Below are 24,437 nucleotides of genomic sequence, written 5' to 3' on the forward strand. Positions count from 1 at the left end.
ACATAGTCTACTGGAATACGAGCCGGAGGCAGGTAAGATTGAAGGGCCTGACCCCGGAGGAGTTCCGGAATCAGGCCCTCGCGGCCTAGTCGCTATTTAGGGCGCCCAAGATTTGGGACGCAGTTCATTGGGGCTTCGGCCTTTGTTTTTCTGCAGCGTCCAAGCGCAGTTTATCGATTCTCAATTGACCCGATGTTCTTGAGCTCGATGGAGATGAGGCCGTTGGGCTCGTTGACAAACTCGATGTACTCAGAGTTCGAACCCATCTCGGCCGGGAAGCTGATCTCGATGCCCGTGTCGGTACGGATCTTGTGGTTGCGCACCGCCGCGCGTTCGACCTGCTTGCGCTCCACGGGCACACGCTCAGGCACCTTCTCCTCAGTCAGTGCCGCGCGCACGCTCTCCTTGATAACCGGCTCGTCCTCAAAGACCTCATCGACGATATCCCAAGGGGGCAGTTCCTCGTCATCCTCAACTTTCTCGGCAACAGCAGCCTTAACCTTGGCGAGTGCTACAGCCGTGTTGGCACCGTGCTCCTCGGCGACTTCCTCGACCACACGTGTCACGGTGTCGATTACCTCCTTGCCCGATACCCCCGTGTCGCACTGCAGCAGGCCATCGGGAATGAGCATGCGATCCTCGCCGGCAATCTTGCGCTTCTTATCCACATAGCCGATCTCCATGGTGCTTGCACGCACGATTGCATAGCTCGGCACCTTTTGCGAGGGATTCGGCAGAATGGCGTAGTGGCGCGCAATGTCGTTGCGCACCTCGCCCTCTTCGCGACCCACCTCGTGCATAAAAGCCTGCTTGGAGCCCAGCAGCATCACGGCAAACCAGCGGGCATCCTCATCGTCATCAAAGTCCGCCACAAGCACGTCAGTGGACTCGGCTTTCTCGGCCTTGGTAAGTTCGGAAGAGATGAACTCCGCAATCTGCTGAGACAGATCCACGAACTCACGCTCACCAAAGAAATAGCCCTTGAGCTCGCCGCCGAATGCGGAGTTCTCGGCAAACGTGGCACGCTTGTTATCAGCCGAGGTACGAGCGCGCCGCAGGTGCGTGGTTACGAAATTACGCACGGTGCGGCTCTCGATATCGAGCTCGCGCTGGCTCATAACGTTGACGGCAGAGTCAAAGTCCAGGATATGCAGAATCGCGTGATTGATTTTCATATACGGCATTCCGTTCTAGATCGATTTCGGCACGAACCAGTATAGCGGTCGATCCCGCCCCAGGCGCATCGAAGATTGGTGCATCGGGGACAGGTTGCTTTGCACCAATGGTTAGCGCAGGAGCTCGGACTGCCAAGCCTCGAGCTGTTCTGCCAAGCTCTTGCCGGCAGCGGGCATGTCGATCTGGGGACGTTTGGGCAGAAGCGCACACTTAAGAATCGCAACGATAGTCTGCGAGACAAAGCGTCGCGTATCCTTGTCAAAGCCTTGCGCAGCCTGGAGCATCACGGGCAGGCTCTCGCGCAGATTCCCAGCGATATCCGCAAACCGCTCAGCACCCGTAGCCTCAAGCACGGAGAACAACGCATCTACAAAACGCTCGCGCTCGTTAGGCGACACCGCAAGCAGCATCTCGCGAATGGAGCCATCAACGTATCGAGCACCGGCGGACAGGCGCTCACAGTACACGAAGTCGCGACCATCAACCACCCAGCTAAAGGGATTATGCTGAAGCAGGCTGAACTCGGTGCTCTCAACGATGGCATAGTCCTCCTGTGTCTCGAACATCATGCCAAAGATCGACGACCGAGGTAGCGTCTTGTCGATTCGACCGGATAGATCGGCGAAGGCGTTGCCGCTCAGAAACTCCTCGACGAAGCCCGGACCATCATGGGAATACGCCCGTTCGATTCGCTCACGGGCGACATCGGGGCACATCGCCGCACCGTACACCGCAAGGTTTCCACCCTTGGAATGACCTCCGCACAAAAGCGGCCCGTCAATCGCATCCGCCGCCTCGTCTACATAACGCGCCGCGGATTCCTGGGCCGGCACAGGACACCGGAACGCCATGTTAAAGTCCTCTTTCCAGCCCACAATCGTGCTGTCGGTCCCCCGGAAGGCAAGATAGCTAAACCCCGCCGGAAATCGGAACGTCATGGCCGCAAACTGCTCCGTTGTCTCGGCATCACTCACGCTACGATAGCCGCAAACACGAACGCCACGGTAGCGAGGGCTTGCTGCCACAGCCTCCAACAGGGCACGACTCCCCTCCGGATCCCACAGGTCGCCAATCATGTCTTGGTAGCACTCGGCGCGCAGCAGCTCGCGTACGTCTAGGCCCTGCCAGTTCGTCAGCTCCGCCATATCACCCGGCAAACGCAAATAGGACAACCACGCAAAGACCAGGCTATCCACCGCGCAGAACGGCCGTTCCTCAAACGGATCAAACGCTGTCTGGGCATAGGTCAAAAAATTAGGCGAATCCGACATGGCCCTCCCATCAACTATGGTGCATTGGGGTGGTGCAAAGTAACCTGACCCCCCCTCGCACTAAAAAGGCGCCCGGACCGTGTGGCCCGGACGCCTTTCATTGTAGCCTGTTGCCCAAACGAGCCGAATTTAGCAGGAGAAGTCGACGCTGTCGATGATGTCCTTGAGGGCCTTGGCGGAGGCGGTGAGCTCATGCTGCTCGTCATCGTTCAGCGGCACGGGGACGCGGCAGACGACGCCGTCGCGGCCAACGACCGTCGGCATGGAGATGGCCAGATCGGACAGGCCATACTCGCCCACCATGAGCGAGGAAACGGGCAGAACGGTCTGCTCATCGCGCATGACGGCAGTGCAGATGCGCTTGACGGCCATGGCGACACCGTAGTAGGTGGCGTGCTTCTTCTCGATGATGGTGTAGGCGGAGTTCTTGACGTCCTCGGCGATGCGCTTCTCGGCAGCCTCATGCTCCAGGTGGCCGTGAAGCTCGCAGAAGGTGTTCAGCGGAACGCCAGCAACCTGAGCGCTGGACCAAGCGACAAACTCGGAGTCGCCGTGCTCGCCCATGACATAGGCCTGGACATCGCGCGGGTCAACCTCGACGTGGGCACCAAGCATCTGCTGCAGACGGCCAGTGTCGAGCACGGTGCCGGAGCCGATGACATGGCCCTCGGGCAGGCCGGACATCTTAATGGCAGCATAGGTCAGAACATCAACCGGGTTGGAGACGATTAGCAGAATGCCGTCGAAGCCGGACTTCTTAATCTCGGGGATAATGGACTTAAAGATGTTTACGTTCTTGTTGACCAGGTCCAGGCGGGTCTCACCGGGCTTCTGGGCAGCGCCAGCGGTGACGACGATCATGGCGGCGTCGGCGACATCGGAATAATCGCCGGCGTAGATCTTCATCGGCTCGGCAAACGTCATGCCGTGCGCGATATCCAGAGCCTCACCCTCGGCGCGGTTCTTGTCCACGTCGATGAGGACCATCTCGGAGAACAGACCGCTCTGCATCAGAGCGAACGCCGAAGACGAACCGACGAAACCGCAACCGACAATAGCGACCTTCTTCTCGTTAACCATTAGAAACTCCCATCTCTCTCCACAAACAAGCCGCCCGGGAACGACCCGAGCGGCTTGCCGTAATCCCAATACATCCAATCGGGACTTTGATTATGCTCCTATTCGCAGCCAAAAATCGACCGTTTACCGAAATTGTTTGCAGAATTCGTAAAATAACTGCACGAAATCGGTTTCGAGCTATTGACGAGTCGAAATAGGTTTCTAATACAGGCCCGCCTCGCGAATGGCCTCGACAGCCAAAGCGATCTGGTCGGGCGGCAAGACCAGCGCCATGCGCACGTGCCCCTCGCCCGAAGGACCAAAGCTCGCGCCCGGCGTCACCACAACGCCGGCCTTCTCCATAAGCTCCTCGCAAAACGCCATGGAATCGGTGCGACCACCGGGAAGCTTGGCCCACACGAACATAGAGCCATGCGCGTTGGGACGCTCCCAGCCCAGGCCCTCAAGACCGTCGCACAGGGCATCGCGGCGCTCCTGGTACTTCAGACGCTGCGCCTCGACCTCATCGCGTGGACCGTTCAGACAGGCGATAGCAGCCTTCTGGATCGGGAAGAACATACCAAAGTCGATTTGGCTGCGCAGCTTGGCAAAGGCCGAGACCACGTCCTCGCGGCCGACCAAAAAGCCGATACGCGCACCGGTGACGTTAAACGACTTGGAGAGCGAGAAGAACTCAACGCCCACCTCGAGCGCACCGGGATACTGCAAGAAGCTTCCGCCCGGCTCGCCGTCGAACACGATGTCGGAGTATGCGTTGTCGTGAACAATCAGTAGATCGTGCTCACGCGCGAAGGCGATAATCTCCTCGTAGACCTCGGGCGTACCCACCGAGCCGACCGGGTTCGCGGGCAACGAAACGATCATGTACTTGGCGCGATCGGCCACCTCGGGATCGATGCCCGCCACATAGGGCAGGTAATTGTGCTCGGCAACCAGCGGATAGTACTCGAGCTTGGCATCGGCGATCTTCGCACCCGCCTCAAAGACCGGGTAGCACGGATCGGGAACTAGAATGGTGTCACCCGGATCGAGCAGGGCCAGGCCCAAATGACCCACGCCCTCCTGCGTGCCGTTGCACGACTGCACCATGGACGGCGTAATGCCCGAAACGCCAAAGCGACGCTCGTAGTAATCGCACACGGCTTGCTTAAGCTCAGGCAGGTCGCGCAGGGCGTACTTCCACATCTCGGGATCTTGGGCCGCCTGCGTGAGCGCCTCGACCACGTGGTCGTACGGCTTAAAGTCGGGCGTGCCCACGCTCATGTTGTAAATGGTCTTGCCCTGAGCCTTCAGCGCGAGAAGCTTGTTGTTGAGCGAGGCGAAGACCTCCGCGCCAAAGCGGTCGAGACGCTGAGATGCCTGCATGGTGCCACCTTTCGATATAAAAAACGCGGCGCTCCGACAAGAGCGCCGCGCGATACGGGCCATCAGATTGCAAAAGTGTAACGCTTGCAACCCCCGTATTGGTTCAATTTAGCCAACCTTAGTCAACTGGATTGAGCGCGTCGATCTGCGCAAGCCACAGACGCGAGCTAGCGTCACTCGGCATACGCCAATCGCCGCGCGGGCTGAGCGTCACCGAGCCCACCTTGGGACCATCGGGCAGGCAACTGCGCTTAAACTGCTGGGCAAAGAAGCGACGGTAGAACGTACGTAGCCACGTGTGGACGGTCTTAGCGTCGTAGACGCCCTCGAAGCTCTTGAGCGCCATGCGGTAGATCTTGCCCGGCTCAAAGCCAAAACGCAGCAGGTAGTAGAGGAAGTAGTCATGCAGCTCGTACGGGCCCACCAAATCCTCGGTCTTCTGCGCAATCTCGCCGTCGCCCGTGGGCGGCAGAAGCTCGGGGGACACCGGCGTATCGAGGATATCGAGCAAGACCTCGGCAATGCGCCCGCCAAAGACATCGGCGGCATAGCGCACCAGATGGCGCACAAGCGTCTTGGGCACGCTCGCGTTGACGGCGTACATGCTCATGTGGTCGCCGTTATAGGTAGCCCAGCCGAGCGCCAGCTCCGACAGGTCGCCTGTGCCGATGACAAAACCGCCGGCCTGATTGGCCAAATCCATCAGAATCTGCGTACGCTCGCGCGCCTGGCTGTTCTCGTAGGTCACGTCCTGCACGGCCGGATCATGCTCGATATCCTTAAAGTGCTGTTCCACGGCAGCATGGATTGAGACCTCGCGGAAGCTCACACCCAAGTCACGAGCGAGCGACTCGGCATTGGACTTAGTGCGGTGCGTCGTGCCAAAGCCGGGCATGGAAACCGCCGTGATACCCGTGCGCGGCAGCCCCAGCGCATCGAAGGCACGCACGGTCACAAGCAGCGCTAGCGTGGAGTCCAAGCCGCCCGAAAGGCCGATGACCGCAGCCTTGGTACCTGTGTGGGCGAGGCGGGTCTTGAGGCCCGCAGTCTGCAGACCGAGGATCGTCTCGCAGCGCTCGGCCAAGTCGCCGTGGTCGGCCGGCACAAAGGGCGCGCGCGGGAAAACGCGGTCGATATCGCAGGCATCGCGCAGGACAGGTTCTTCGGCCAGCACGCCCTCAAACGAAAACTCAACGGCCGTGGCCTCCGGCGCATCGTCGGTGCGCGTCCACGTCGTCGAGCGACGGCGCTCGGCAACCAGGCGGTCAAGGTCAACGTCGGCGATGGCCATATCGCAGGTAAGCAGTTTGGTCGCGGCGAGCTTGGAGCCGTTTTCGTAGACGAGGTTCTCGCCCGCAAAGACCATGTCGGTCGTGGACTCGCCCTCGCTCGCGTCCGCGTAGGCATAGGCGCAGTACAGGCGCGCGCTCTGGTTGGAGATTAGGCTGCGGCGGTAATCCGCCTTACCGATAATCTCGTCCGAAGCCGACGGATTGAGGATCACCGTCGCACCGGCAAGCGCCATCTCGGTCGAAGGGGGCGCCGGCACCCACAGGTCCTCGCAGACCTCAACGCCCAGCACCATATCCTCGGCACCTTCATCACAGCAGCGGTAGACAAGCCCCGAACCCAGCGGAACCGGACCCTGACCGGCAAACTCGACCCACACGGGATCCGCAGGCGATGGAGCAAACCAGCGACGCTCATAGAACTCACCATAGTTGGGCAGATACTTCTTGGCCGTAAGACCCAAAAGCTCGCCCGCGCAGCACACGGCAGCGCAGTTGTAGATATTCTCGGCAACTGCAACGGGAAGACCGATGGTAAAGACAATCGGCAGCTCGCGGGTTTCATCGAGGATATGCACCAGAGCAGCCTCGCAGGCATGCAGCAGCGTGCGGTTATGGAACAGGTCGGCCGCGGTATAGCCGGTCAGGTTAAGCTCGGGCAGCACCAGCGCGCGAACGCTGCGCTCGGCAGCATCGCGAACAGCCGCCAGCGCAACCTCGGCATTGCCCTCGACATCGGCAACGCGAATCTGCGGCGATGCCGCCGCCACACGCAAAAAGCCATCAGACTGAGAAAGGTGAAGATTCATAAGAATGCTCCCGTGCGTAGACGCCATTCACAACAATTAGCAAGTCCTATTGTAGTTCAACCGCCGGGTGTAACCGCATCCCACCAACTTGGTGAGCAATTGATGAGTTGATGGTATCTGTTAAATGTCACGTACGATTCACATCTGGTGGGTACCCTGATGGCTACACGAAACGAAGCAGATTTACACCGGGAGGACCCCGTATGACAACCAAGTACACCGACGCGCCGCGCACGCGCGTCATGACGCCGGCATCGCTCAACAACGGCGTGCACGAGAACCATTCCATCGGACAGACCATGGCCATCGCGCCCAAAAAGGGCCTGTTCGATGACATTTCCATTCCCCAGATCATCGCCGGCGCCGCAGCTGCTGCCACGAGCGTAGCGCTTGCCTCCAAGATTGGTATCGCTGGTTCAGTAATTGGTGCCGCCGTGAGCTCGGTCATCACCGTTGTGTCCTCGCAGGTCTACCGCCACTTTATCTCTGCCAGCGCCAAAGCCCTCAAAGGTACGCACGCCGACGTCGACTACCCCGCCGGCGCCTATGAGCCCGTTGAGCTTAATGCCGAGGAGCACCTGGGCGGCGCCGCGACTACGCAGGAGATGCGCCAGGTTGCGGGGCGTGCGACCACGGCGCGCGTCGCCCCTAACAGCCTGCGCGCCAAGGCCGCGGCAGAGCGCAGCCAGACGCAAAAGAAGGTCATCGTCTTCTCGATCGCCATCGCCATCGTCGCGGTCATCGCCTGCACCGGCGCCATCCTTATAACCACCGCCGGTGAGGGTCTGGGCGAGCGCCCCGAGCCAATCCTTTCGTCGCGCACGACCGAGAGCGATGCAAATGGCAACACCCAGTCGCAGGATCAGCAGGCGCAGACGGACGATACGCAAGACAGTTCTACCTCTGCCAATTCGTCCTCGAACACCCAAAACCAATCGCAGGGCACCGATTCCTCTACGGCCAACAGCAGCACGCCGTCCGGCACGACCGACTCAAGCCAAACGACTGGCGGTTCGCAGCCGAGCACGGGCGGCCAGACGAGCGACACCACTTCGGGAACGGGCACAGCAGACAGCAACAACACCAACAGCTCGAACAGCTCGAGCGGAACCGCGTCCGGCACGGCATCTGACAACTCGAGCCAAGGCACGGCATCGGGCAACTAAGCACATTTGCCTCTCATAGATAACCGACCTATACAACGGGCGCGAATCGAAAGCGGTTCGCGCCCGTTTGCCTTGGGCGCCGCCATGGCGAACGCTATGCGATGGTAAGATGCTTTACATGTGTAAAGAGGAGATTTGCCATGAGCAAGACAATAGTTAGGCCCACGCTATCGCTGGGCAACCACATCTATCTGTATCGCCTGCTACGCGATGCAATCGGATGCGGCAAGCAAACGTTTATGACGCAGGTCGAGGAGGCACTCGCTACTGGTGACATGGCCGCTTATGACCTGGGCTTTGAGTCCACGCGCGAGTTGCTCGAGGAGCTCGACGACTGCATTAAGCTGACCGTCTTTAAGGGCGGTCGCCTGTATGCCACTGTCATCGCCAACGATGCCTGGGATACCGCCCTTGCCAAGGGCGAGGATAAGCCCAAGGCAGCCAAGGGAGCCAAGCAGTCCTACAAAAAGAAAAAGCGCGGCGAGAAGGACCTCAAGGCCGTGCGCCCTAAGCACGTTAAGCGTCCCGAGCCCGAGCCCGTGGCCGAAGTCGCTCCGGAGCCCGAGCCCGAGCCCGAGATCGAAGTCGCTATTGAGGTAACGGCAGAAGCCGAAACCGAAATCGCCGCCACGACCGATCCCGAAGTCATATCCGAGCAGGAAGTCACTGCTGAGCTCAACGAAGCTCCCAAGTCGACAACCGAAGAAGCCGCTAACCAACCCGAGACGTCTGCGTTCCAAAACAGCGATGTCTTTGGCGACGAGGCCGAGGACGATCAGCCCGCCGATCAAGGCGCTTCCGAGTCGACGCCGGAGCCCGAGACGCCGCAGCCCGCCATCTCGCTCACGGTCGTCTATGACCCCGAGAACGCCAACGCCGGCATCACCACCATGGCATCCACGCCCATCGAGGCAAAGTCGAGCGTCGAGAATCAGAGCGCTCCGCAAGTCGAGCTCGACACCGCGGCCGTAGACGCACCCGCTATCGTCGAGTCTGCAGATTCCGCGGCGATGCCAAAAGTGGGCACCGAATCAGTGCTCGGCACCGAACCCGTGCCCGTCGTCGAGGTGACGCCCGTCAATGAGCAGGCCTTCGCACCGGCGATGGTACCGGCCCCCGCACCCGTAGCGCCCGCCATTCCCGAGGACTTCCCCGTCGATTTCGCAACTGAGGTCTTCTGCCCCGGTCCGTTGCTACACCAGCTGTCGACCTATCTCCCCTACGGCGCCGATACCCTCGGCATCGTCGGCGAGTACTACTGGATCGCCCGCGAGCGCGGTACCATCGAGGCCGCGCGAAACCGCGCAAGCTTCCCCCTGCGCTACACGCAGGACGGCGAGCGCCACGAGGTTGCCGTGCGCATCCGCCGCAACACCACCGGCGGTCTCGGAGCCACCTGGACCATCGATAAAGTCGAAGAACCCGAGCAGTAACGACAAACGGCTCAAATCCAAATCAGGATTTGAGCCGTTTTTATTTGTTGATGTTGCGTAACCAACAGCGAGCGGGCCGCAAGTGCCCCAGGTTGCCGTGAAAGAGGAGCGACGCGTACTTCGGTACGCGAGCGACGGCTTGAACGGCAAGATGGGGTGCTTGCGACCCGCGCAGCGTCGAGCAGTTACGCGGTTTGGAAAACCGCGTAACGATCTAGTCGCGCGTCAGCTTACGGTGGATACGATGCGGCTGGGCCGCGTCCTCGCCCAGGCGCTCGATGCGATTGGCCTGATAGGCCTCGAAGTTGCCCTCGAACCAATACCAGTTGCCCGGGTTCTCGTCGGTGCCTTCCCACGCCAGAATGTGCGTGGCGACGCGGTCCAGGAACATACGGTCATGGCTAATGACCACCGAGCAGCCCGGGAACTCGAGCAGCGCCGCTTCGAGCGAGGACAGCGTCTCGACGTCGAGGTCGTTCGTGGGCTCGTCGAGGAGCAGCAGGTTGCCGCCCTGCTTGAGCGTGAGCGCCAGGTTCAGACGGTTGCGCTCGCCACCGGAAAGTACGCCAGCGCGCTTCTGCTGGTCCTGGCCCTTAAAGCCAAAGCTCGCCACATAAGCGCGGCTCGGAACCTCGGTCTCGCCGACCATCATGTGGTCCAGGCCGTCCGAGACGACCTCCCACAGGTTCTTATCGGGATCGATGCCAGAACGGTTCTGGTCGACATAGGAGATCTTGACGGTCTCGCCCACCTCGAGCTCGCCCGAAGTCAGCGGCTCCAGGCCCACGATGGTCTTGAAGAGCGTAGTCTTGCCCACACCGTTGGGGCCGATGACGCCCACGATGCCGTTACGCGGCAGGGTGAACGAAAGGTCGTCGATGAGCACACGGCCATCGAACTCCTTGTGCAGATGATGGGCCTCGAGCACCTTGTTGCCCAAACGCGGGCCCACAGGGATGCGGATGTCGGTCCAGTCGAGCTTCTGGCTTGCGCGGGCCTCGGCCTCCATCTCCTCGTAGCGAGCCAGACGGGCCTTGTTCTTTGCCTGGCGAGCCTTGGGCGAGCTGCGTACCCACTCGAGCTCGGCCTCCATGCGCTTGGCGAGTTTGGCGTCGCGGTTGCCCTGCGACTCGATACGGGCGGCCTTGGTCTCCAGATACGTGGAGTAGTTGCCCTTGTAGGGATAAAGGTGACCGCGGTCGACCTCGCAGATCCACTCGGCAACGTTATCCAGGAAGTAGCGATCGTGCGTGACGGCAAGCACCGCGCCCTGGTAGTTGTGCAGGAAGTGCTCGAGCCACAGGATCGACTCGGCGTCCAGGTGGTTCGTGGGCTCGTCGAGCAGCAGCAGGTCGGGAGCTTCGAGCAGCAGCTTGCACAGGGCCACGCGACGGCGCTCGCCGCCGGAAAGTACGTTGACCGGCATGTCGGAATCGGGCAGCTGCAGGGCGTCCATGGCCTGGCCGAGCTTGGAATCGATATCCCAGCCGTCGGCGGCGTCGATCTCGTCCTGGAGCTTTCCCATCTCGGCCATGAGGGCGTCCATGTCGCAATCCGGGTCGCACATCTCCTCGCCGATCTTGTTGAAGCGATCGACCTTGGCGATCATGTCGCCAAATGCCATGCGCACGTTCTCGATGACGGTCTTGTCGTCGTCGAGCGGCGGCTCCTGCTGCAGGATACCCACGGTGTAGCCGGGGGTGAGCTTGGCATCGCCGTTGGAGACCTCCTCGATGCCGGCCATGATCTTGAGCAGGGTCGACTTGCCCATACCGTTGGGGCCCACGACGCCGATCTTGGCACCGGGGTAGAAGCTCAGGGTCACGTCGTCAAGGATCACCTTGTCGCCATGGGCCTTGCGAGCCTGATACATCTGGTAGATAAACTCTGCCATTTGCCTGTTCTATCCTTTCTACCTGCTGTTTCCCTATTCTTGATTCGCCTTAGTGGAAACGAAATGAGGGAACCAGCTCTGAAACGTAACGAAAAAGGGGCATGGTTGCCCACACCCCCTAATACTACCTGGGAAAAGTCCCCCGGAACATACTATGAACTGCGTACGCTAGTTTTCCGCAACCTTAACGAGCGGCTCGCTGCGATTTGCGCCACAACAGATACGAGTAGACGTAGACGGCTCCAACCGAACCAAACGCCAGAGCCGCAATCACCGCGGCGACGACTTCACTCGAAAGCACGCTGCCTGCCACGCCCATCACAATCAGGCCAATACCCAGCACCATAAAGCAGGCGCCGCCAAAACGCTGCGTACGGCGCCAGTTCTCGGAATCGGCAAGCGCCCAGGGTGTCTTGATACCGAGCGTATAGTTCTGCTTCACACGCGGCAAGTAGTTGCCTACGCCGATGAACAGCAAACCGACAACACCGGAAATCAGCACGTTAACCGAACCGACCGCCGGCACCACGCCCCAGACCGTAAGCTCTCCCAGCCAGCTTATGGCGCACATGAACAAGGTGAAGGCGATTACGAAGCCCTGGTAGAACTTGCCCGAGGTTCGATATGCCTCACCTTTGGGGTCGATGCGCGGCACCACGCAGAACATTGCGAGAAGTGCCAGAGGCAGCACGCCGAGCGCGGAGGCCATCCAGCTAGGACCCCAACCGTCGACGGCGCCGTTCGCGCCCCAGTGCGTGGGAATCTGCGCAGGCAAGCTCGGCATCACCATGAGGTGCGCTACGACATTGGCGACGCACAGAGCGACCAGCGCAATCCACACGCGCGACGATACCCCCGTGGGGTGAATGCCCTTGTTTTCGTTATTCATCCTTATCACCTTCCGTGTTTGTAAAACCCATAAACCAGCCAATCAAATCCTGCATGACGGTGGTGTTTAAGCTGTATACGATGTTTTGGCCATGGCGCTCGTCGGTCACCAACCCGGCGTTTTTGAGCGTCGCCAAGTGATGGCTCAGCGACGGCTTACTGATATCGAAATGCTCGGCAAGCTCCCCCGCCGTGCAATTGCCCTCGCGCAGCAACTCCAAAATGCGCCGTCGCGTTGGATCGGCAAGCGCCTTAAAACCCTCTCCCGGCATAAGACCTCCTCTCATCATCTCTCATGACGCGCACACTATACTCGATATTTAGATGTTTGTCTAACTATCTAATCTTGTACTCAAAAAAAATAGCCGCCTCCGCGTAATGCGAAGACGGCCACTTCTCACGCTACAAACGTGTTTTGGAGTTGGCCAACCCGCTGCAACGGGTGCCATCTGCTTCAATCTTATGCGAACCCCGATCCCATTTCAACAAGCCCAAGGGCTCAAATGGAATCGCGATAACACCTATAATGGCGATAGCTAAAACACGATTCGCTTCCCCATCGGAGGATGTCTATGACCGAAACCGCTGCCGCTCTCGTCGAGACACGCGACACCAAGCTCGAGATCATCATGGGCCGCGAGGCACTCGATAAGCTCGCCGATGCTACGGTGTTGGTGCTCGGCTGCGGAGGCGTGGGCTCCAACTGCTGCGAGGCACTCGCCCGCGGCGGCATTGGTCATTTCGTCATTCTGGACAAGGACATCGTCGCGCCCAGCAATATCAATCGCCAGGCTATCGCCTTTCACAGCACCATCGGCAAGCGCAAGGTCGATGTTATGGAAGCCATGATCCACGACATCAATCCCACCGCCACCGTTATCAAACGCACCGAATACCTGCTGAGCGACAACATCGACGAGTTCTTCGCGAGCGTTTTGGAGCAGACGGACGGCAAGCTCGACTACGTCGTCGACGCCATCGACACCATCTCGGCCAAGCTCACCATTGCCAAATATGCTCAGGACCACGACATTCGTTTGGTTAGCTCCATGGGCGGGGCCAACAAGCTCCATCCCGAGTGCCTCCGCTTTGCCGACATTTTCGATACGGTACGTGACCCCATGAGCCGCATCATGCGCAAAGAATGTAAGAAGCGCGGAATCAAGAGTCTGCACGTGCTGTTTAGCTGCGAGGAATCGGTTAAGACCCAACCTCGCGACCCGTCCAACATCCACGAGCGTACCGAGTTGGGTACCGCCAGCTTTATGCCGCCCATCATGGGTCAGATGATTGCCGGCGAGGTTATCCGCCAGATCAGCGGGCGCGGCACCGAGCGCGTACGCGCCGACGGCCAACGCCTGGACTAGCAGGATGTCCTGCGATGGAACCGCAATTCTTTGACACGCATTGTCATCTTGATTTGATGCTCGGCCCCGATGCTGCAGCCAGTGAGTCGGCGGCGTCGGGTCTGGGGCTCTTTGACTGCGGGGTCGACCCACGCGACTTTTCGGCCGCAAACGAGCGCGCCCGTCGCCTACCAGGCATCATCGCTGGCGTTGGGCTCCACCCCTGGTGGCTCGCCGACGGCCGCTGCGGTCCTGCCGAAGTCGATCTGCTTTGCGAAGTTGCTGCCCAAGAGCGCTACATCGGCGAGGTGGGACTCGACTTTTCCGCACGCTTTGCCGGAAGTGAGCCGCTACAAATACAGGCATTTGACCGGCTCTGCGATACACTCGTGCAGCATCCTCTTACCGGGCGCGTGATATCAATTCACGCCGTTCGTTCGGCAGGAGCCGTACTGGACGTCCTCGAATCGCATGGACTACTCATCCCAAACCCCGACTCCCCCGTTATCATCTTCCACTGGTTTAGCGGCACTTCGGACGAACTCGTCCGCGCGCGTGATGCGGACTGTTATTTTTCCGTCAACGAACGCATGCTCGCGTCTAAACGAGGACGCGAATACGCACGACAGATTCCACTCGATCGTTTACTGCTCGAGACCGATGCACCAGCGGAGGCAAACACAGAAACAAGCGCGCAGTCGCTCATCAAATCGCTCACAAGGACCTCAGAACGCATCGCCTCGCTCAAGAATTGTGACGCAAAGCGCATCGAGTCGGCAGTTTTAACAAATGCGCACTCTGTTTTTGACCTTCGCTAGCCCCGGTGGACAAAAAATGCCAGATATGAGTACTGTTGCAAATCCAGTCACATTATTTTACGGCAAAATAGTGCCTTGATAATGTACAGCTATCCATTATCAAGGCACTTTAAGGTGGTTAAAGTCATTTTTAGCAGGTTTTAATCGCTCGCAGACACCCAACTAGGCCCTCAAAAGCTAAATTTCGCTGTTACTAAATTAGTGACAGTACTCATATCTGGCATTTTTTGTCCATGGAGTCCCGGGGAGGCGACAATTCGACTCCCCGGGACTGCTCGCCTATTCGGAAATCGGCGCCCCATGGCCCCAAGAGCCTTCCATGCCGCATACGGTCGAAGCAAACCCCGCCGCAAAGTCGAGTGCACGCTCGATGGCCTCGACGCCATCCTCGCCACGCTTGGCGGAATCGAGATAGCACATCAAGAACGAAGTCAGAAACGAGTCACCCGCACCCATAGTGTCCTTCATTTCCGTTACCGGTTTAGCCAGTTGGCGGTAATAACGATCGCCATCATAGGCAATGCAGCCCTCAGCGCCAGCCGTTGCCGATACAAAACGCGGACCTAGGCTCTTCACCCATGCCAGACGCTCGCGAATCTCATCCTCGCTCGCGGCGTCTGCCGCGCTAAAGAATGCGAAGTCAACGTAGGGAGCAATCTGCTCGTAGTACTCGTCGGTCGAATCGTCCGAGAAGTCAAACGAAACCGTGATGCCCGCGGCCTTCAACTTGGGAAGTTCGCGCTCGGTAAAGCAATAGTTGCCCGAGTGGACTACGTCGAACTGCTTCATGTACGCAAGGTCAAAGCGATCGAGCACATAGCGAGCATCACCACGGATGCCACCCTCATTGGAGCCAAGGAAAACACGGTCGCCGTTAACGACGGTCACGCGCGCAGCACCATTCTCACCGATGAGCTGCTTGCATTTGGCTAGTTCAACGTCCTCATCTTCAAGACTCGCAATCACGTGCTCGGCAGCAGCGTCATTACCAAAGATGCCCATATACGCGGAGCGCGCGGCTCCGCATTTCTTGGCATACACGGCAAAGTTCACCGCATTGCCACCCGGATACATCGTGCGAATATGCTCGTAGCGGTCGACGACGTTGTCGCCAAACCCCAGTGCGCTCACGTTAAATGCCATAGCGCGCGCCTCTCTTATGCCAACGGAACCACTGTTGTGACAGCAGTACCGCCCAGGATCTACGCGAGTTCCAGTAGCTCCGGCAGCTGGTCGATAATCTTGTCCGCGGCATCCTGGCTAAAGCCAAAGCGCTCCTCGCGCTTGGCAATGACTGTCAGGCCGGCTCGCTTGCCGGCAGTGATGCCAGGCACCGAATCCTCAACGCAGCAGCAGCGATTCGCGGGCAGCCCCAGCAGGTCCAGCGCATGCAGGTAGATGTCGGGCTCGGGCTTGCTCTCCTTAAACTGCTCGCCGCTCACCACATACTCAAAGGCATCCGACAGCCCGCATTCGTTGAGCACTTCCTCGATGCTATCCATGGGAGACGAGCTGGCAAGCGCCACGCGAACGCCGCGGCGCGGCAGCTCTCGAATCGTATCCACGGCGCCTGGGTTAATCAAAGCCTGATAGTCGCGCGGACGCTCATGCGCCCACTCGTCCCAACGGGCCAACGCTTCCTCGCCAGTGAAATGCCCCTTACCGGCGCGCTCAAACCAATCGACCAACATATGCAGGAAGAACTGATGCGAGGTACCGACCTGCCCATTCAACTCCTCTTGAGTCAGGTTAAGCCCAAGCTCCTTGGCAAACGCGGCAGTCTCGCCCAAGTAGTAATACTCGGTATCGACAATGACGCCGTCCATGTCAAAGATAACGGCGTCGAACGGAAATGCGGACACGGCACCCTCCCTAACAAAAGGACGCCCGCAAGCAGGCGCCCGAGCCATGCATTAATCGGCGATTCTAACCCAGCAGCTTATCCAGCGCCACCGCAATGCCATCTTCGTTGTTATCGGCGGTCACCATCTGGGCTACAGCCTTAACCTCTTCGACGGCGTTACCCATGGCAACACCGGTGCCGGCCCACTCAATCATGGACTTGTCGTTCTGGCCGTCGCCAAACGATACGACCTCACTGGCATCGATGCCGAGCTTGGGCAGGGCACCCTCGAGTGCGCGGGCCTTGTCGATACCGGGCGCCGTGTACTCAAAGTACCAGTCGGCCGTAAACATGCCCGAAAGCGTCTGCTTAAAGGGCGCATACATCTCCTCGTAATGCGCCTGCAGGTAGGCCGGATCGCCCGCCGTCAGCAGCTTGTCCACGGGATAAGCATCAGCGACCTCATGCAGGCTCTCCACCTCGCGAATCTTAAGATCGCACGCATCGCGCTCGTATTTGACGATGTTTTTCTGCGAGCCGTCAGGCAGCGTGATCATGCAGCGGTACGAATCCTCGACGTGCAGATCGCGACCGAGCGAAATCATAGGGATCACGTCAAAATTACGCAGGTGATCAATCAGACGGTGCAGCTCGTCAGCCGGCATAGCCTGGTCAAAAAGGACCTCATCGGTCTGAGCGTCGACCACATGCGCGCCATTAAAGGCAACCAGCAGACCGTCATGGTTTTGAAGGTCGAGCTCCTGCGCCAAGGCGTGCAGTCCCCATGCGGGACGGCCCGAAGCCAAGATGAGCTTAATGCCCGACTCCTGCGCCGCGAGCAGCTTCTCGCGCGTACGCGGGCTAATCACTTTCTGATCGTTGGTGAGCGTACCGTCGATATCCATCGCGATGGCTTTGATTGCCATATATGCCTCCCTGTCATTGAACAACCTTGTCTGAGCCATCATACAGAACACCCATCGCGACTCCGTTTACAACGGGCAAAAAGTCATATTGTCTCGAACATGAACGGCGTGTGGTCGTGAAGCTTTATCGCTCAGGTCAAATACGTCTGCTAGCGACGCTCATCCGTCGGTGCGCCCTCGACGATCGCGATGCCCGCCGATGCGCCTAACGCGCTGGCGCCGGCCTCGATGAATGCGCAAGCCTCTTCGTAATTATGGATACCGCCCGCCGCCTTGATTGCCACGGCATCGCCGAGCACCTCGTGCATCAGCCGCACGTCCTCGAGCTTAGCACCGCCAAAGCTTCTGCCGGTCGATGTCTTAAGGAATCCCGGCTTGGCCTCCAGCGCGATCTCGCATACACGGCGCTTGGCGGCGTCGTCGCCGTCCAGCTTGCACATCTCGACGATTACCTTGTCAGTGATGCCATGCGCGCGACAAAAATCAGCAATGGTAGTCATCTCGCGCTCGATGGCATCAAAATCGCGGTTCTCGATCGACCCCTGATTCAAAACGTAGTCAATCTCGGTAAAGCCACACGCAGCGTATTCCTCAAACCTCGCAAGCTTCTCCTCAAGCGTCATAGTGCCCTGGGGAAAGTCGATGGCGCCGGCAAGGATGATGTCAGAGCCCTCGAGCATGGCGCGGCCCGTCTCGTACTCCTGAAGGTTCGCAAATACGCAGCGAAAGTTGTACTTTAACGCCTTCTCGACATATTGCTCAAACGTGTCCTCGGGGGCATCGATATAGTCGATGTATTTATTGATGGGTTTGGCAAGCGTCATGCTGGGCCTCCTTGTTCAGGACTGACAACCGATTCGTGGTTTCACGCGAAAAACCACGTTTAATGTACGCCCGACATGCAAGGACAGCGTCCGCATTCCGACAAGTGGTATGAAATTAGCTGTAAACGTATATTTACAGACAGCGAATGGCACCGCACGCGGATGCCGACAGCAAGACATCCCCCCCTCAATACACCCTCATGCCCCTTTACTGTTTGCGACCAGAAATGATGAGCTGCACAACGTCGTTAGCGGTCGAATTCGACCTCTGACGACGTCACGCGACTCATCGTATCCGACCGACAACAGAAAAGGGGCACGTTCGCATAGCGTGGCGCGTGACGGTTGCAAAACCACCCCATTTGAAACAAACGCAAAAAAGTACTTGCAAAGACACGTTCCGACATATAAGTTGATAAAAGACCGCCGTTGCGGTTTTAAGTAGATCGAGCATATGAAGTTTCAGTTTTTAGCGTGTAAGAGAAGGAAGATCGGCAAAGTACAACCCCAAACGCAATGACAACTTAATGAGGTAACTGCCACATGTGAGGCACCCAGGGCATTGCTGTCTCGATTTTGAGCACGATGCCTTCCGCCTTGCATGGGCCGTTCCATCCCGCCCCTGCAGCAACTGCCTCACGGGCTCATTGAAAACCGCATAGCACCCCAACGTCAGCACATCACCCACGGCAAGCACATCACTCACGACAACCAACACATCAACAAACAGCACGAACATCAACCGATTGGAGAAGCTATGACAAACCACCACGCAGAAGACGGCGATAAGAAAAGCATTCTGGATGCCCGCATTGAGCGAGCATATGCAAACGAATATGACGCCGCCTTTGCCGCCGCGACCATCAAGAACTACGCGTCGCTACCGCTCGCGACGATCTTGGCCGACCACCCTCAACTGCTGAAGCGCTGCACAAAGATCATGGGCGACCCCGACATTCGCAAGCTGACAGACCCCTATGCCCCAAAACGTGACAACGATTCGTACGTTCTTACCGTAGGCTGCCTAGCCCATATGCTTACGGCGCTCGACACGAAACTCAAGCTCGAATGGGAACCCGACGAGCGTCATGAACTCGAAAGCAAGCGGAACACCCTGCGCACCGCACTGTTCCTTCCGTTGGACGGCCTCAAGCGCTGCAACGTCGAGCTCAATACACAGGCGCGGCAAAAGCCCGGGACCACGGGGCAGAAAACTCCAAGACCCCATGCGGCCATCGTCGACCGCAACCGATATAACCGCATGACCGCGCACTTTTCCGCCGAGGGAGCAGCCATAAGGACGCTGATCGACCTGCTGTGCCTCCTGAGCATCAACGAGCTATTTGATGGCTATCTCGCCCTTGTTCCCGCGACGGCGCCCAAGTCGGTAGCAAAGATCATCGAGACCTGCAGACGCCAGTTTGAGCGCCATCGCAATGGCAGCGAGATGAACGCCAGCATCGCGCAGTACTACGCGGCTCATTACAAAAATGACGGATGTGCCCCTGTCGAGCATCAGCTGCGGCTCGCCTACACCACGCCCGTCGCAACGCTCCATCGCTTTGGAGCCCTTGGCGCTTGCGAGCCGCACGAACAGGCAGCCTGCCCCACAACCGAGCTCGATCTCAGGCTCGGACGAACCCTGTAGCCCGCCAGCCCCTCCGCGGGCAACAATCCTATTCCACAACACAACCAACAGAAAGGAGTCCTCATGGACACCAATCATTCCCCCATCATCAGCCCCCTCACCATGCGTGAATCCGCCCGAGGTATCACGCTCACCAGCATTTACGATGAGATGCTCGCCCGTCGCGAGCTCTCCGTCATGGGAAACATCGAAACCCCGATGGCCCACGACCTATGCCAGCAGATCCGCCTGCTCGATGCCACCGACCCCAGCCGCCCCATCACCATATTTGTCGCCAGCGTCGGCGGAAGCGTGCGATCGGGTCTTGCGATCTATGACGCCATGCGCCTCGCATCGTGCCCCATCCGCACCGTCTGCCTGGAATTCGCCGCGTCCATGGGCGCCGTGATCTTTATGGGCGGCGACGATCGCCGTATGGCGCCCCATGCAGAGCTCATGATTCACGACCCGCTGATCCCCCAGGGGGCAGGCGGCTCGGCACTTGCGCTGCAGGAAACCAGCCGGCGTCTCATGCAGACCCGCAAGACCCTCACGCAAATCCTCTCGGACCGCAGCGGCCTCACGCCCAAGCGCATCCAGTCCCTCACTGCAAAAGACACCTACCTTTCGGCCGAGCGCGCCGTCGAGCTCGGCTTTGCCCACGAAATCCTCTCGACCACCAAGGAGGTCGCCCATGTCTAACCTCGCCAGCCGTCTCGCCGCATCTGAGTCCGCATCGTCCACCATCCTCGCCAAGGATCGAACGCTTTCCTGCGACACCCGCCAAACGGGACTCAACAACAATGCACTTGTGATCGGCCCCTCGGGAGCCGGCAAGACCCGAAACGTCCTCAAGCCCAACCTGCTGCAAATGAACGCAAGCTACATCGTGCTCGACACCAAAGGCACGCTCTGTCGCGAAGTGGGACCCGTGCTGGCAGCCCACGGTTACCGCGTGCAATGTCTCAACTTCGCCGACCTCAACACCGTCCCGGCCCTTGCGCCCGGCATCGAGCGCTGCGGCTACAACCCCCTGAGGCACATTCGCCGCAAGGCGGACGGCAGGCCCAACCAGCAGGACATCCTCTCGGTGGCAAAGGCCATCTGCCCCATCGAGGACAACAACCAGCCTTTTTGGGATCATGCGGCGGCAAACCTGCTGTCGTGTCTTATCGCCTACGTCACCGAACAGCTACCCGCCGACGAGCAGACGATCAGCTCGGTCATCAAGCTGATCGAGCACCTGCAGGACGGCGCCACAGGTCGATTGTTTGACGACCTGATCACGACCGACCCCCAAAGCTACGCCCTCTCGCTATGGCGGCGCTACGCCATTACGCAAAATGCCGAGCGCATGCACGCGAGCATCGTCGGCATCCTTGCCGAAAAGGTCATGTGTCTGGGATTCGACGGTGCGGCACAGCTCTATCGTGAGTGCCATCAGGCGGACTTCGCTTCCATGGGACACACCCCCTGCGCCCTGTTTGTAACCGTGAGCGATATTGACCGCAATCTCGATCCGCTGACCGGCCTCTTTATTTCGCAGGCGTTTATGGGCCTCATTCGTGAGGCCGATAGGCAGCCCGACGGCAGCCTGCCCGTGCCCGTGCGCTTTATGCTCGATGACTTCGCAAATCTGCAGATCCCCCAGATCGACAACGTGCTCTCGATTATCCGAAGCCGCAACATCTGGGCAACGCTGCTGCTGCAGTCGACCAACCAGCTCGATGCGCTCTATGGCGAGGCACGCGCACGCTCCATCATGGGCAACTGCGACACGCATCTGGTGCTGGCGTTCCAGGATCCCGAGAGTGCCCGGGTGTTTTCCGACCGCGCCGACGCGCTGCCCAGCACGCTCATGGCGACGCCGATCGATCGCTCGTGGCTCTTTGTGCGCGGCTGCACTCCCGAACAGGTCGAGCGCTTTAGGCTCGAAGACCATCCGCTCTACGGGGAGCTGCCCGAGGCGCAGCGAGGCCATGCGGAGGCCGAGCTCTAGACGCAGGGCCCTCGCAGCACGCGACGCTCCGGCGAAGATCCTTAAAGGCCGTGCGCCCCGGGGCCACGGCAAAGCAAAGGGGCCCGCATCCGATGGGATACGGGCCCCTGACTATAAGGCGCGATGCGTTAACAGCAGCGACTACTTGCGGTGAGCGCGGTAGAACTCGATGAGCGCCTGGGTCGAAGCGTCCTGCTCGGCCTTGGCGGCGTCGTCATGGAAGGCTGGAGTGATCTGCTTGGCAAGCTGCTTGCCCAGCTCGACGCCCCACTGGTCGTAGGAGTCGATGCCCCAGACCGTGCCCTCGACAAACGTGATGTGCTCGTACAGGGCGATGAGCTCGCCGAGTGCGAACGGGGTCAACGTGTCGCCAAAGATCGAGGTCGTCGGACGGTTGCCCTCAAAGCAGCGGGCCGGGACGATCTGCTCGGGCGTGCCCTCGGCGCGCACCTCATCGGCCGTCTTACCAAAGGCGAGCGCCTTGGTCTGGGCCAGGAAGTTGCCCAGGAACAGCTCGTGCACGTCCTGGCCGCTGTCGGTCGCAGGGTTGGCGGTATTGGCGAAGGCAATGAAATCGGCCGGGACCACCACGGTGCCCTGGTGCAGCAGCTGGTAGAAGGCGTGCTGACCGTTGGTGCCGGGCTCGCCCCAGAAGATCTCACCGGTGTCGGAGGTCACGGCGCTGCCGTCCCAGCGGACATGCTTGCCGTTGGACTCCATGGTGAGCTGCTGCAGGTAGGCCGGGAAACGATGCAGGTACTGGCAGTACGGCAGCACGGCGTGGCTCTTGGAACCGAAGAAGTTGACGTACCAGACGTTGATCAGGCCCATCAGCGCAACGGCATTGTTCTCGAGCGGCGTGTTGCAGAAGTACTCGTCGATAGCGTGGAAGCCCTCGAGGAACTGCTGGAAGCGCTCGGGACCGAGCACGACGATCAGCGACAGGCCCACGGCGGAGTCGACGGAGTAGCGGCCGCCGACCCAGTTCCAGAAGCCGAAGGCGTTGGCGGGGTCGATACCGAAGGCCTCAACCTTCTCGAGTGCGGTGGAAACGGCGACGAAGTGCTTTGTCACGGCCTCGGCGTTCTGCTCATCGGAGCCGTCGATGGCGCCCTGGGCCTTGAGCTGCTCGAGCATCCAGGTCTTGACCTCGCGGGCGTTGGTGAGGGTCTCGAGCGTGGTGAAGGTCTTGGAGACGATGATCACGAGCGTGGTCTCGGGATCCAGGCCCTTAAGCTTCTCGGCCTGGTCGTTGGGGTCGATGTTGGAGATATAGCGGCAGTCGATACCGGCGTCGGCATAGGGACGCAGAGCCTCGTAGGCCATGACCGGGCCCAGATCGGAGCCACCGATGCCGATGGACACCAGGTGCTCGATCTTCTTGCCGGTAACGCCCTTCCACTCACCGGAGCGCACGCGCTCGGCGAAGGCATACATGCGGTCGAGGACCTCGTGCACGTCGGCGACGACATCCTGGCCGCCGACGATGAGCTGGCCCCTCTCGGTTGCGGGGCGGCGAAGCGCGGTGTGCAGGACGGCGCGGTCCTCGGTGGTGTTAATGTGCTCGCCGGAGAACATGGCGTCGCGGCGCTCCTCGAGCTTCACCTCGCGGGCAAGATCGCACAGCAGCTTGACGGTCTCATCGGTCACCAGGTTCTTCGACAGATCGAAGTGCAGGTCACCGGCGTCAAAGCTCAGCTTGTTCACGCGCTCGGCATCGGCAGCGAACCAGGCCTTGAGGTCGATACCATCGGCCTCGAGCTTCTCCTGATGAGCCTCGAGTGCCTTCCAAGCGGCAGTCGACGTAGCATCGATAGGTGCGGCAACAGTTGCCATAGAGTCCTCCTCAGCATACGGGCGCACGCCTCCATGCGCCCGGACATTCAGATGCCACTATTCTAGCGCAGGTCAAGACTACAATCAGCGAGCGTTGCCAATCGGCCCCCAAACGGCAACCGATCAAAAAGGGACAGGCTTATTTTGGCAGGTCAAACGCTTTACCAACCAAAAATAACCCGTCCTTTTATGGCAAATATTAGGCCGCGGCGCAGACGCTACCGAGTAACTCACGCAGAGGAGACCCGATGCCCTCCAGCAGTTCGGGCGCGATAATGGCAAAAACGGGAACCTCGCCGGTGCCCACGACAGCAGGCACCTTGCCCTCCGAGACAATGCATCCATAAGGCACAAAGCCGTCTTCGCCGGCATCGAGCGCCGCCATGCGACGCGCGAGCTCGCGCGCAAAGCCGGCAGTATCGGCATCGCCAATCGCCAGGACAAAGTCCACGCCTTCGTCGGTCGCCAGGGCTACGGCCTCATCGACCAAATCGTCTCCCCCATCGCCCCCGACCAAGCCGCAGCGAAAAAGCACGCGTTCGAGCAGAGCTCGATCAAGCGAGCCGAGCGCCGCCGAGACGAGCTCATCGTGCGTATGTTTGTCACCGCCCAACACGACCAGCGCCTTGGTGCCACCGTAGTGAGCGACCAATCGTCCGCACCAGCGAGCCACGTCTCCATCCGCAACAAGGCGCGTCGGCATACCAAACCCATAATTGACCATCTTTTCCACAACCCTTCCGTGCGTATAGGCGGTATCAATCGTTAGGCTCATGCTACGAAGCGAGGTTTTCCGAGCTGTTTCGCACTCTTTAGAGCTGCGTTAAAACCCGATCCAACCGCACGA

General features: G+C 59.6%; 21 protein-coding genes. 7 read left to right on the top strand and 14 right to left on the bottom strand.

What is annotated here, in order from left to right:
• Positions 1–170 precede the first annotated feature (170 nt).
• The 5 genes from AAAX34_RS05950 to AAAX34_RS05970 all read right to left on the bottom strand — a co-directional run bounded on the left by AAAX34_RS05950 (position 171) and on the right by AAAX34_RS05970 (position 6,990).
• Entirely contained in the window at positions 171–1,175 is a 1,005-nt protein-coding gene (locus tag AAAX34_RS05950) for a nucleoid-associated protein (RefSeq protein WP_022094136.1), read from the bottom strand.
• A gap of 111 nt (positions 1,176–1,286) precedes the next feature.
• The gene (locus tag AAAX34_RS05955; protein WP_162010697.1) at positions 1,287–2,321 is read right to left on the bottom strand and encodes a DUF2974 domain-containing protein; all 1,035 of its coding nucleotides are present in this window, start codon (positions 2,319–2,321) and stop codon (positions 1,287–1,289) included.
• Between the two features lie 255 nt (positions 2,322–2,576).
• Positions 2,577–3,527, bottom strand: coding sequence for an L-lactate dehydrogenase (locus tag AAAX34_RS05960; protein ID WP_006234343.1), 951 nt, complete (start codon positions 3,525–3,527; stop codon positions 2,577–2,579).
• Between the two features lie 201 nt (positions 3,528–3,728).
• A complete protein-coding gene (locus AAAX34_RS05965) occupies positions 3,729–4,892 on the bottom strand; it encodes an aminotransferase class I/II-fold pyridoxal phosphate-dependent enzyme (RefSeq protein WP_117745888.1) in 1,164 nt (387 codons plus the stop codon).
• 118 nt (positions 4,893–5,010) lie between these two features.
• Positions 5,011–6,990 (bottom strand): NAD(+) synthase, encoded by a 1,980-nt coding sequence (locus tag AAAX34_RS05970; RefSeq protein ID WP_349110410.1) that lies wholly within the window; start codon positions 6,988–6,990, stop codon positions 5,011–5,013.
• A 203-nt stretch (positions 6,991–7,193) separates the two neighbouring features.
• On the opposite strand from AAAX34_RS05970, the gene AAAX34_RS05975 reads away from it, so the two are divergent.
• Complete coding sequence (locus tag AAAX34_RS05975; RefSeq protein ID WP_349110411.1) at positions 7,194–8,156, top strand: hypothetical protein; 963 nt, start codon at positions 7,194–7,196, stop codon at positions 8,154–8,156.
• 140 nt (positions 8,157–8,296) lie between these two features.
• On the top strand, positions 8,297–9,589 hold the full coding sequence (locus tag AAAX34_RS05980) for a hypothetical protein (protein ID WP_349110413.1): 1,293 nt from the start codon (positions 8,297–8,299) through the stop codon (positions 9,587–9,589).
• Between the two features lie 214 nt (positions 9,590–9,803).
• On the opposite strand, the gene ettA is transcribed toward AAAX34_RS05980, so the two are convergent.
• The 3 genes from ettA to AAAX34_RS05995 all read right to left on the bottom strand — a co-directional run bounded on the left by ettA (position 9,804) and on the right by AAAX34_RS05995 (position 12,643).
• Positions 9,804–11,483 (bottom strand): energy-dependent translational throttle protein EttA, encoded by a 1,680-nt coding sequence (gene ettA, locus AAAX34_RS05985; protein ID WP_349110414.1) that lies wholly within the window; start codon positions 11,481–11,483, stop codon positions 9,804–9,806.
• A gap of 184 nt (positions 11,484–11,667) precedes the next feature.
• Positions 11,668–12,372 carry an SdpI family protein gene (locus tag AAAX34_RS05990; RefSeq protein WP_349110415.1) on the bottom strand — a complete coding sequence of 235 codons (705 nt, stop codon included), beginning with the start codon at positions 12,370–12,372 and terminating at the stop codon, positions 11,668–11,670.
• A complete protein-coding gene (locus AAAX34_RS05995; RefSeq protein WP_022094448.1) occupies positions 12,365–12,643 on the bottom strand; it encodes an autorepressor SdpR family transcription factor in 279 nt (92 codons plus the stop codon). The genes AAAX34_RS05990 and AAAX34_RS05995 overlap by 8 nt, the downstream gene beginning before the upstream one ends.
• A 300-nt stretch (positions 12,644–12,943) precedes the next feature.
• On the opposite strand from AAAX34_RS05995, the gene AAAX34_RS06000 reads away from it, so the two are divergent.
• Both AAAX34_RS06000 and AAAX34_RS06005 read left to right on the top strand, forming a co-directional pair.
• A complete protein-coding gene (locus AAAX34_RS06000) occupies positions 12,944–13,738 on the top strand; it encodes a tRNA threonylcarbamoyladenosine dehydratase (RefSeq protein WP_117794489.1) in 795 nt (264 codons plus the stop codon).
• A gap of 14 nt (positions 13,739–13,752) precedes the next feature.
• A complete protein-coding gene (locus AAAX34_RS06005) occupies positions 13,753–14,535 on the top strand; it encodes a TatD family hydrolase (RefSeq protein WP_195361224.1) in 783 nt (260 codons plus the stop codon).
• Positions 14,536–14,814: 279 nt separating this feature from the next.
• Here the strand turns inward: AAAX34_RS06005 and AAAX34_RS06010 are convergent, their stop codons facing one another.
• From AAAX34_RS06010 to deoC, 4 genes are all read right to left on the bottom strand, one after another.
• Entirely contained in the window at positions 14,815–15,678 is an 864-nt protein-coding gene (locus tag AAAX34_RS06010) for a PfkB family carbohydrate kinase (protein ID WP_117855039.1), read from the bottom strand.
• Between the two features lie 59 nt (positions 15,679–15,737).
• Positions 15,738–16,397, bottom strand: a complete 660-nt coding sequence (locus AAAX34_RS06015; RefSeq protein WP_349110416.1) for an HAD family phosphatase — start codon at positions 16,395–16,397, stop codon at positions 15,738–15,740.
• A 64-nt stretch (positions 16,398–16,461) separates the two neighbouring features.
• Entirely contained in the window at positions 16,462–17,304 is an 843-nt protein-coding gene (locus AAAX34_RS06020) for a Cof-type HAD-IIB family hydrolase (protein WP_349110418.1), read from the bottom strand.
• A gap of 149 nt (positions 17,305–17,453) precedes the next feature.
• Positions 17,454–18,128 carry a deoxyribose-phosphate aldolase gene (gene deoC / locus AAAX34_RS06025; RefSeq protein WP_022094433.1) on the bottom strand — a complete coding sequence of 225 codons (675 nt, stop codon included), beginning with the start codon at positions 18,126–18,128 and terminating at the stop codon, positions 17,454–17,456.
• Between the two features lie 757 nt (positions 18,129–18,885).
• Between deoC and AAAX34_RS06030 the strand changes: the two genes are divergently transcribed.
• From AAAX34_RS06030 to AAAX34_RS06040, 3 genes are all read left to right on the top strand, one after another.
• Positions 18,886–19,776: a hypothetical protein gene (locus tag AAAX34_RS06030; RefSeq protein ID WP_349110419.1), complete on the top strand. Its 891-nt coding sequence runs from the start codon at positions 18,886–18,888 to the stop codon at positions 19,774–19,776.
• Between the two features lie 63 nt (positions 19,777–19,839).
• A complete protein-coding gene (locus AAAX34_RS06035) occupies positions 19,840–20,457 on the top strand; it encodes an ATP-dependent Clp protease proteolytic subunit (protein WP_238022799.1) in 618 nt (205 codons plus the stop codon).
• Complete coding sequence (locus tag AAAX34_RS06040; protein WP_349076433.1) at positions 20,450–21,754, top strand: VirD4-like conjugal transfer protein, CD1115 family; 1,305 nt, start codon at positions 20,450–20,452, stop codon at positions 21,752–21,754. Before AAAX34_RS06035 ends, AAAX34_RS06040 begins: the two co-directional genes overlap by 8 nt.
• A 141-nt stretch (positions 21,755–21,895) precedes the next feature.
• Here the strand turns inward: AAAX34_RS06040 and pgi are convergent, their stop codons facing one another.
• On the bottom strand, positions 21,896–23,590 hold the full coding sequence (gene pgi / locus AAAX34_RS06045; protein WP_349110420.1) for a glucose-6-phosphate isomerase: 1,695 nt from the start codon (positions 23,588–23,590) through the stop codon (positions 21,896–21,898).
• Positions 23,591–23,789: 199 nt separating this feature from the next.
• Positions 23,790–24,314 carry an iron-containing alcohol dehydrogenase gene (locus AAAX34_RS06050; RefSeq protein ID WP_158558624.1) on the bottom strand — a complete coding sequence of 175 codons (525 nt, stop codon included), beginning with the start codon at positions 24,312–24,314 and terminating at the stop codon, positions 23,790–23,792.
• Between the last annotated feature and the right edge of the window lie 123 nt (positions 24,315–24,437).

It is taken from the genome of Collinsella sp. CLA-ER-H4, assembly GCF_040092395.1.
Taxonomy (GTDB): Bacteria; Actinomycetota; Coriobacteriia; order Coriobacteriales; family Coriobacteriaceae; genus Collinsella.

Coding starts and splice junctions, on each gene's coding strand:
- AAAX34_RS05950 (WP_022094136.1), bottom strand. CDS start 1,175: ATGAAAATCAATCACGCGATTCTGCATATCCTGGACTTTGACTCTGCC.
- AAAX34_RS05955 (WP_162010697.1), bottom strand. CDS start 2,321: ATGGCGGAGCTGACGAACTGGCAGGGCCTAGACGTACGCGAGCTGCTG.
- AAAX34_RS05960 (WP_006234343.1), bottom strand. CDS start 3,527: ATGGTTAACGAGAAGAAGGTCGCTATTGTCGGTTGCGGTTTCGTCGGT.
- AAAX34_RS05965 (WP_117745888.1), bottom strand. CDS start 4,892: ATGCAGGCATCTCAGCGTCTCGACCGCTTTGGCGCGGAGGTCTTCGCC.
- AAAX34_RS05970 (WP_349110410.1), bottom strand. CDS start 6,990: ATGAATCTTCACCTTTCTCAGTCTGATGGCTTTTTGCGTGTGGCGGCG.
- AAAX34_RS05975 (WP_349110411.1), top strand. CDS start 7,194: ATGACAACCAAGTACACCGACGCGCCGCGCACGCGCGTCATGACGCCG.
- AAAX34_RS05980 (WP_349110413.1), top strand. CDS start 8,297: ATGAGCAAGACAATAGTTAGGCCCACGCTATCGCTGGGCAACCACATC.
- ettA (WP_349110414.1), bottom strand. CDS start 11,483: ATGGCAGAGTTTATCTACCAGATGTATCAGGCTCGCAAGGCCCATGGC.
- AAAX34_RS05990 (WP_349110415.1), bottom strand. CDS start 12,372: ATGAATAACGAAAACAAGGGCATTCACCCCACGGGGGTATCGTCGCGC.
- AAAX34_RS05995 (WP_022094448.1), bottom strand. CDS start 12,643: ATGCCGGGAGAGGGTTTTAAGGCGCTTGCCGATCCAACGCGACGGCGC.
- AAAX34_RS06000 (WP_117794489.1), top strand. CDS start 12,944: ATGACCGAAACCGCTGCCGCTCTCGTCGAGACACGCGACACCAAGCTC.
- AAAX34_RS06005 (WP_195361224.1), top strand. CDS start 13,753: ATGGAACCGCAATTCTTTGACACGCATTGTCATCTTGATTTGATGCTC.
- AAAX34_RS06010 (WP_117855039.1), bottom strand. CDS start 15,678: ATGGCATTTAACGTGAGCGCACTGGGGTTTGGCGACAACGTCGTCGAC.
- AAAX34_RS06020 (WP_349110418.1), bottom strand. CDS start 17,304: ATGGCAATCAAAGCCATCGCGATGGATATCGACGGTACGCTCACCAAC.
- deoC (WP_022094433.1), bottom strand. CDS start 18,128: ATGACGCTTGCCAAACCCATCAATAAATACATCGACTATATCGATGCC.
- AAAX34_RS06030 (WP_349110419.1), top strand. CDS start 18,886: ATGACAAACCACCACGCAGAAGACGGCGATAAGAAAAGCATTCTGGAT.
- AAAX34_RS06035 (WP_238022799.1), top strand. CDS start 19,840: ATGGACACCAATCATTCCCCCATCATCAGCCCCCTCACCATGCGTGAA.
- AAAX34_RS06040 (WP_349076433.1), top strand. CDS start 20,450: ATGTCTAACCTCGCCAGCCGTCTCGCCGCATCTGAGTCCGCATCGTCC.
- pgi (WP_349110420.1), bottom strand. CDS start 23,590: ATGGCAACTGTTGCCGCACCTATCGATGCTACGTCGACTGCCGCTTGG.
- AAAX34_RS06050 (WP_158558624.1), bottom strand. CDS start 24,314: ATGGTCAATTATGGGTTTGGTATGCCGACGCGCCTTGTTGCGGATGGA.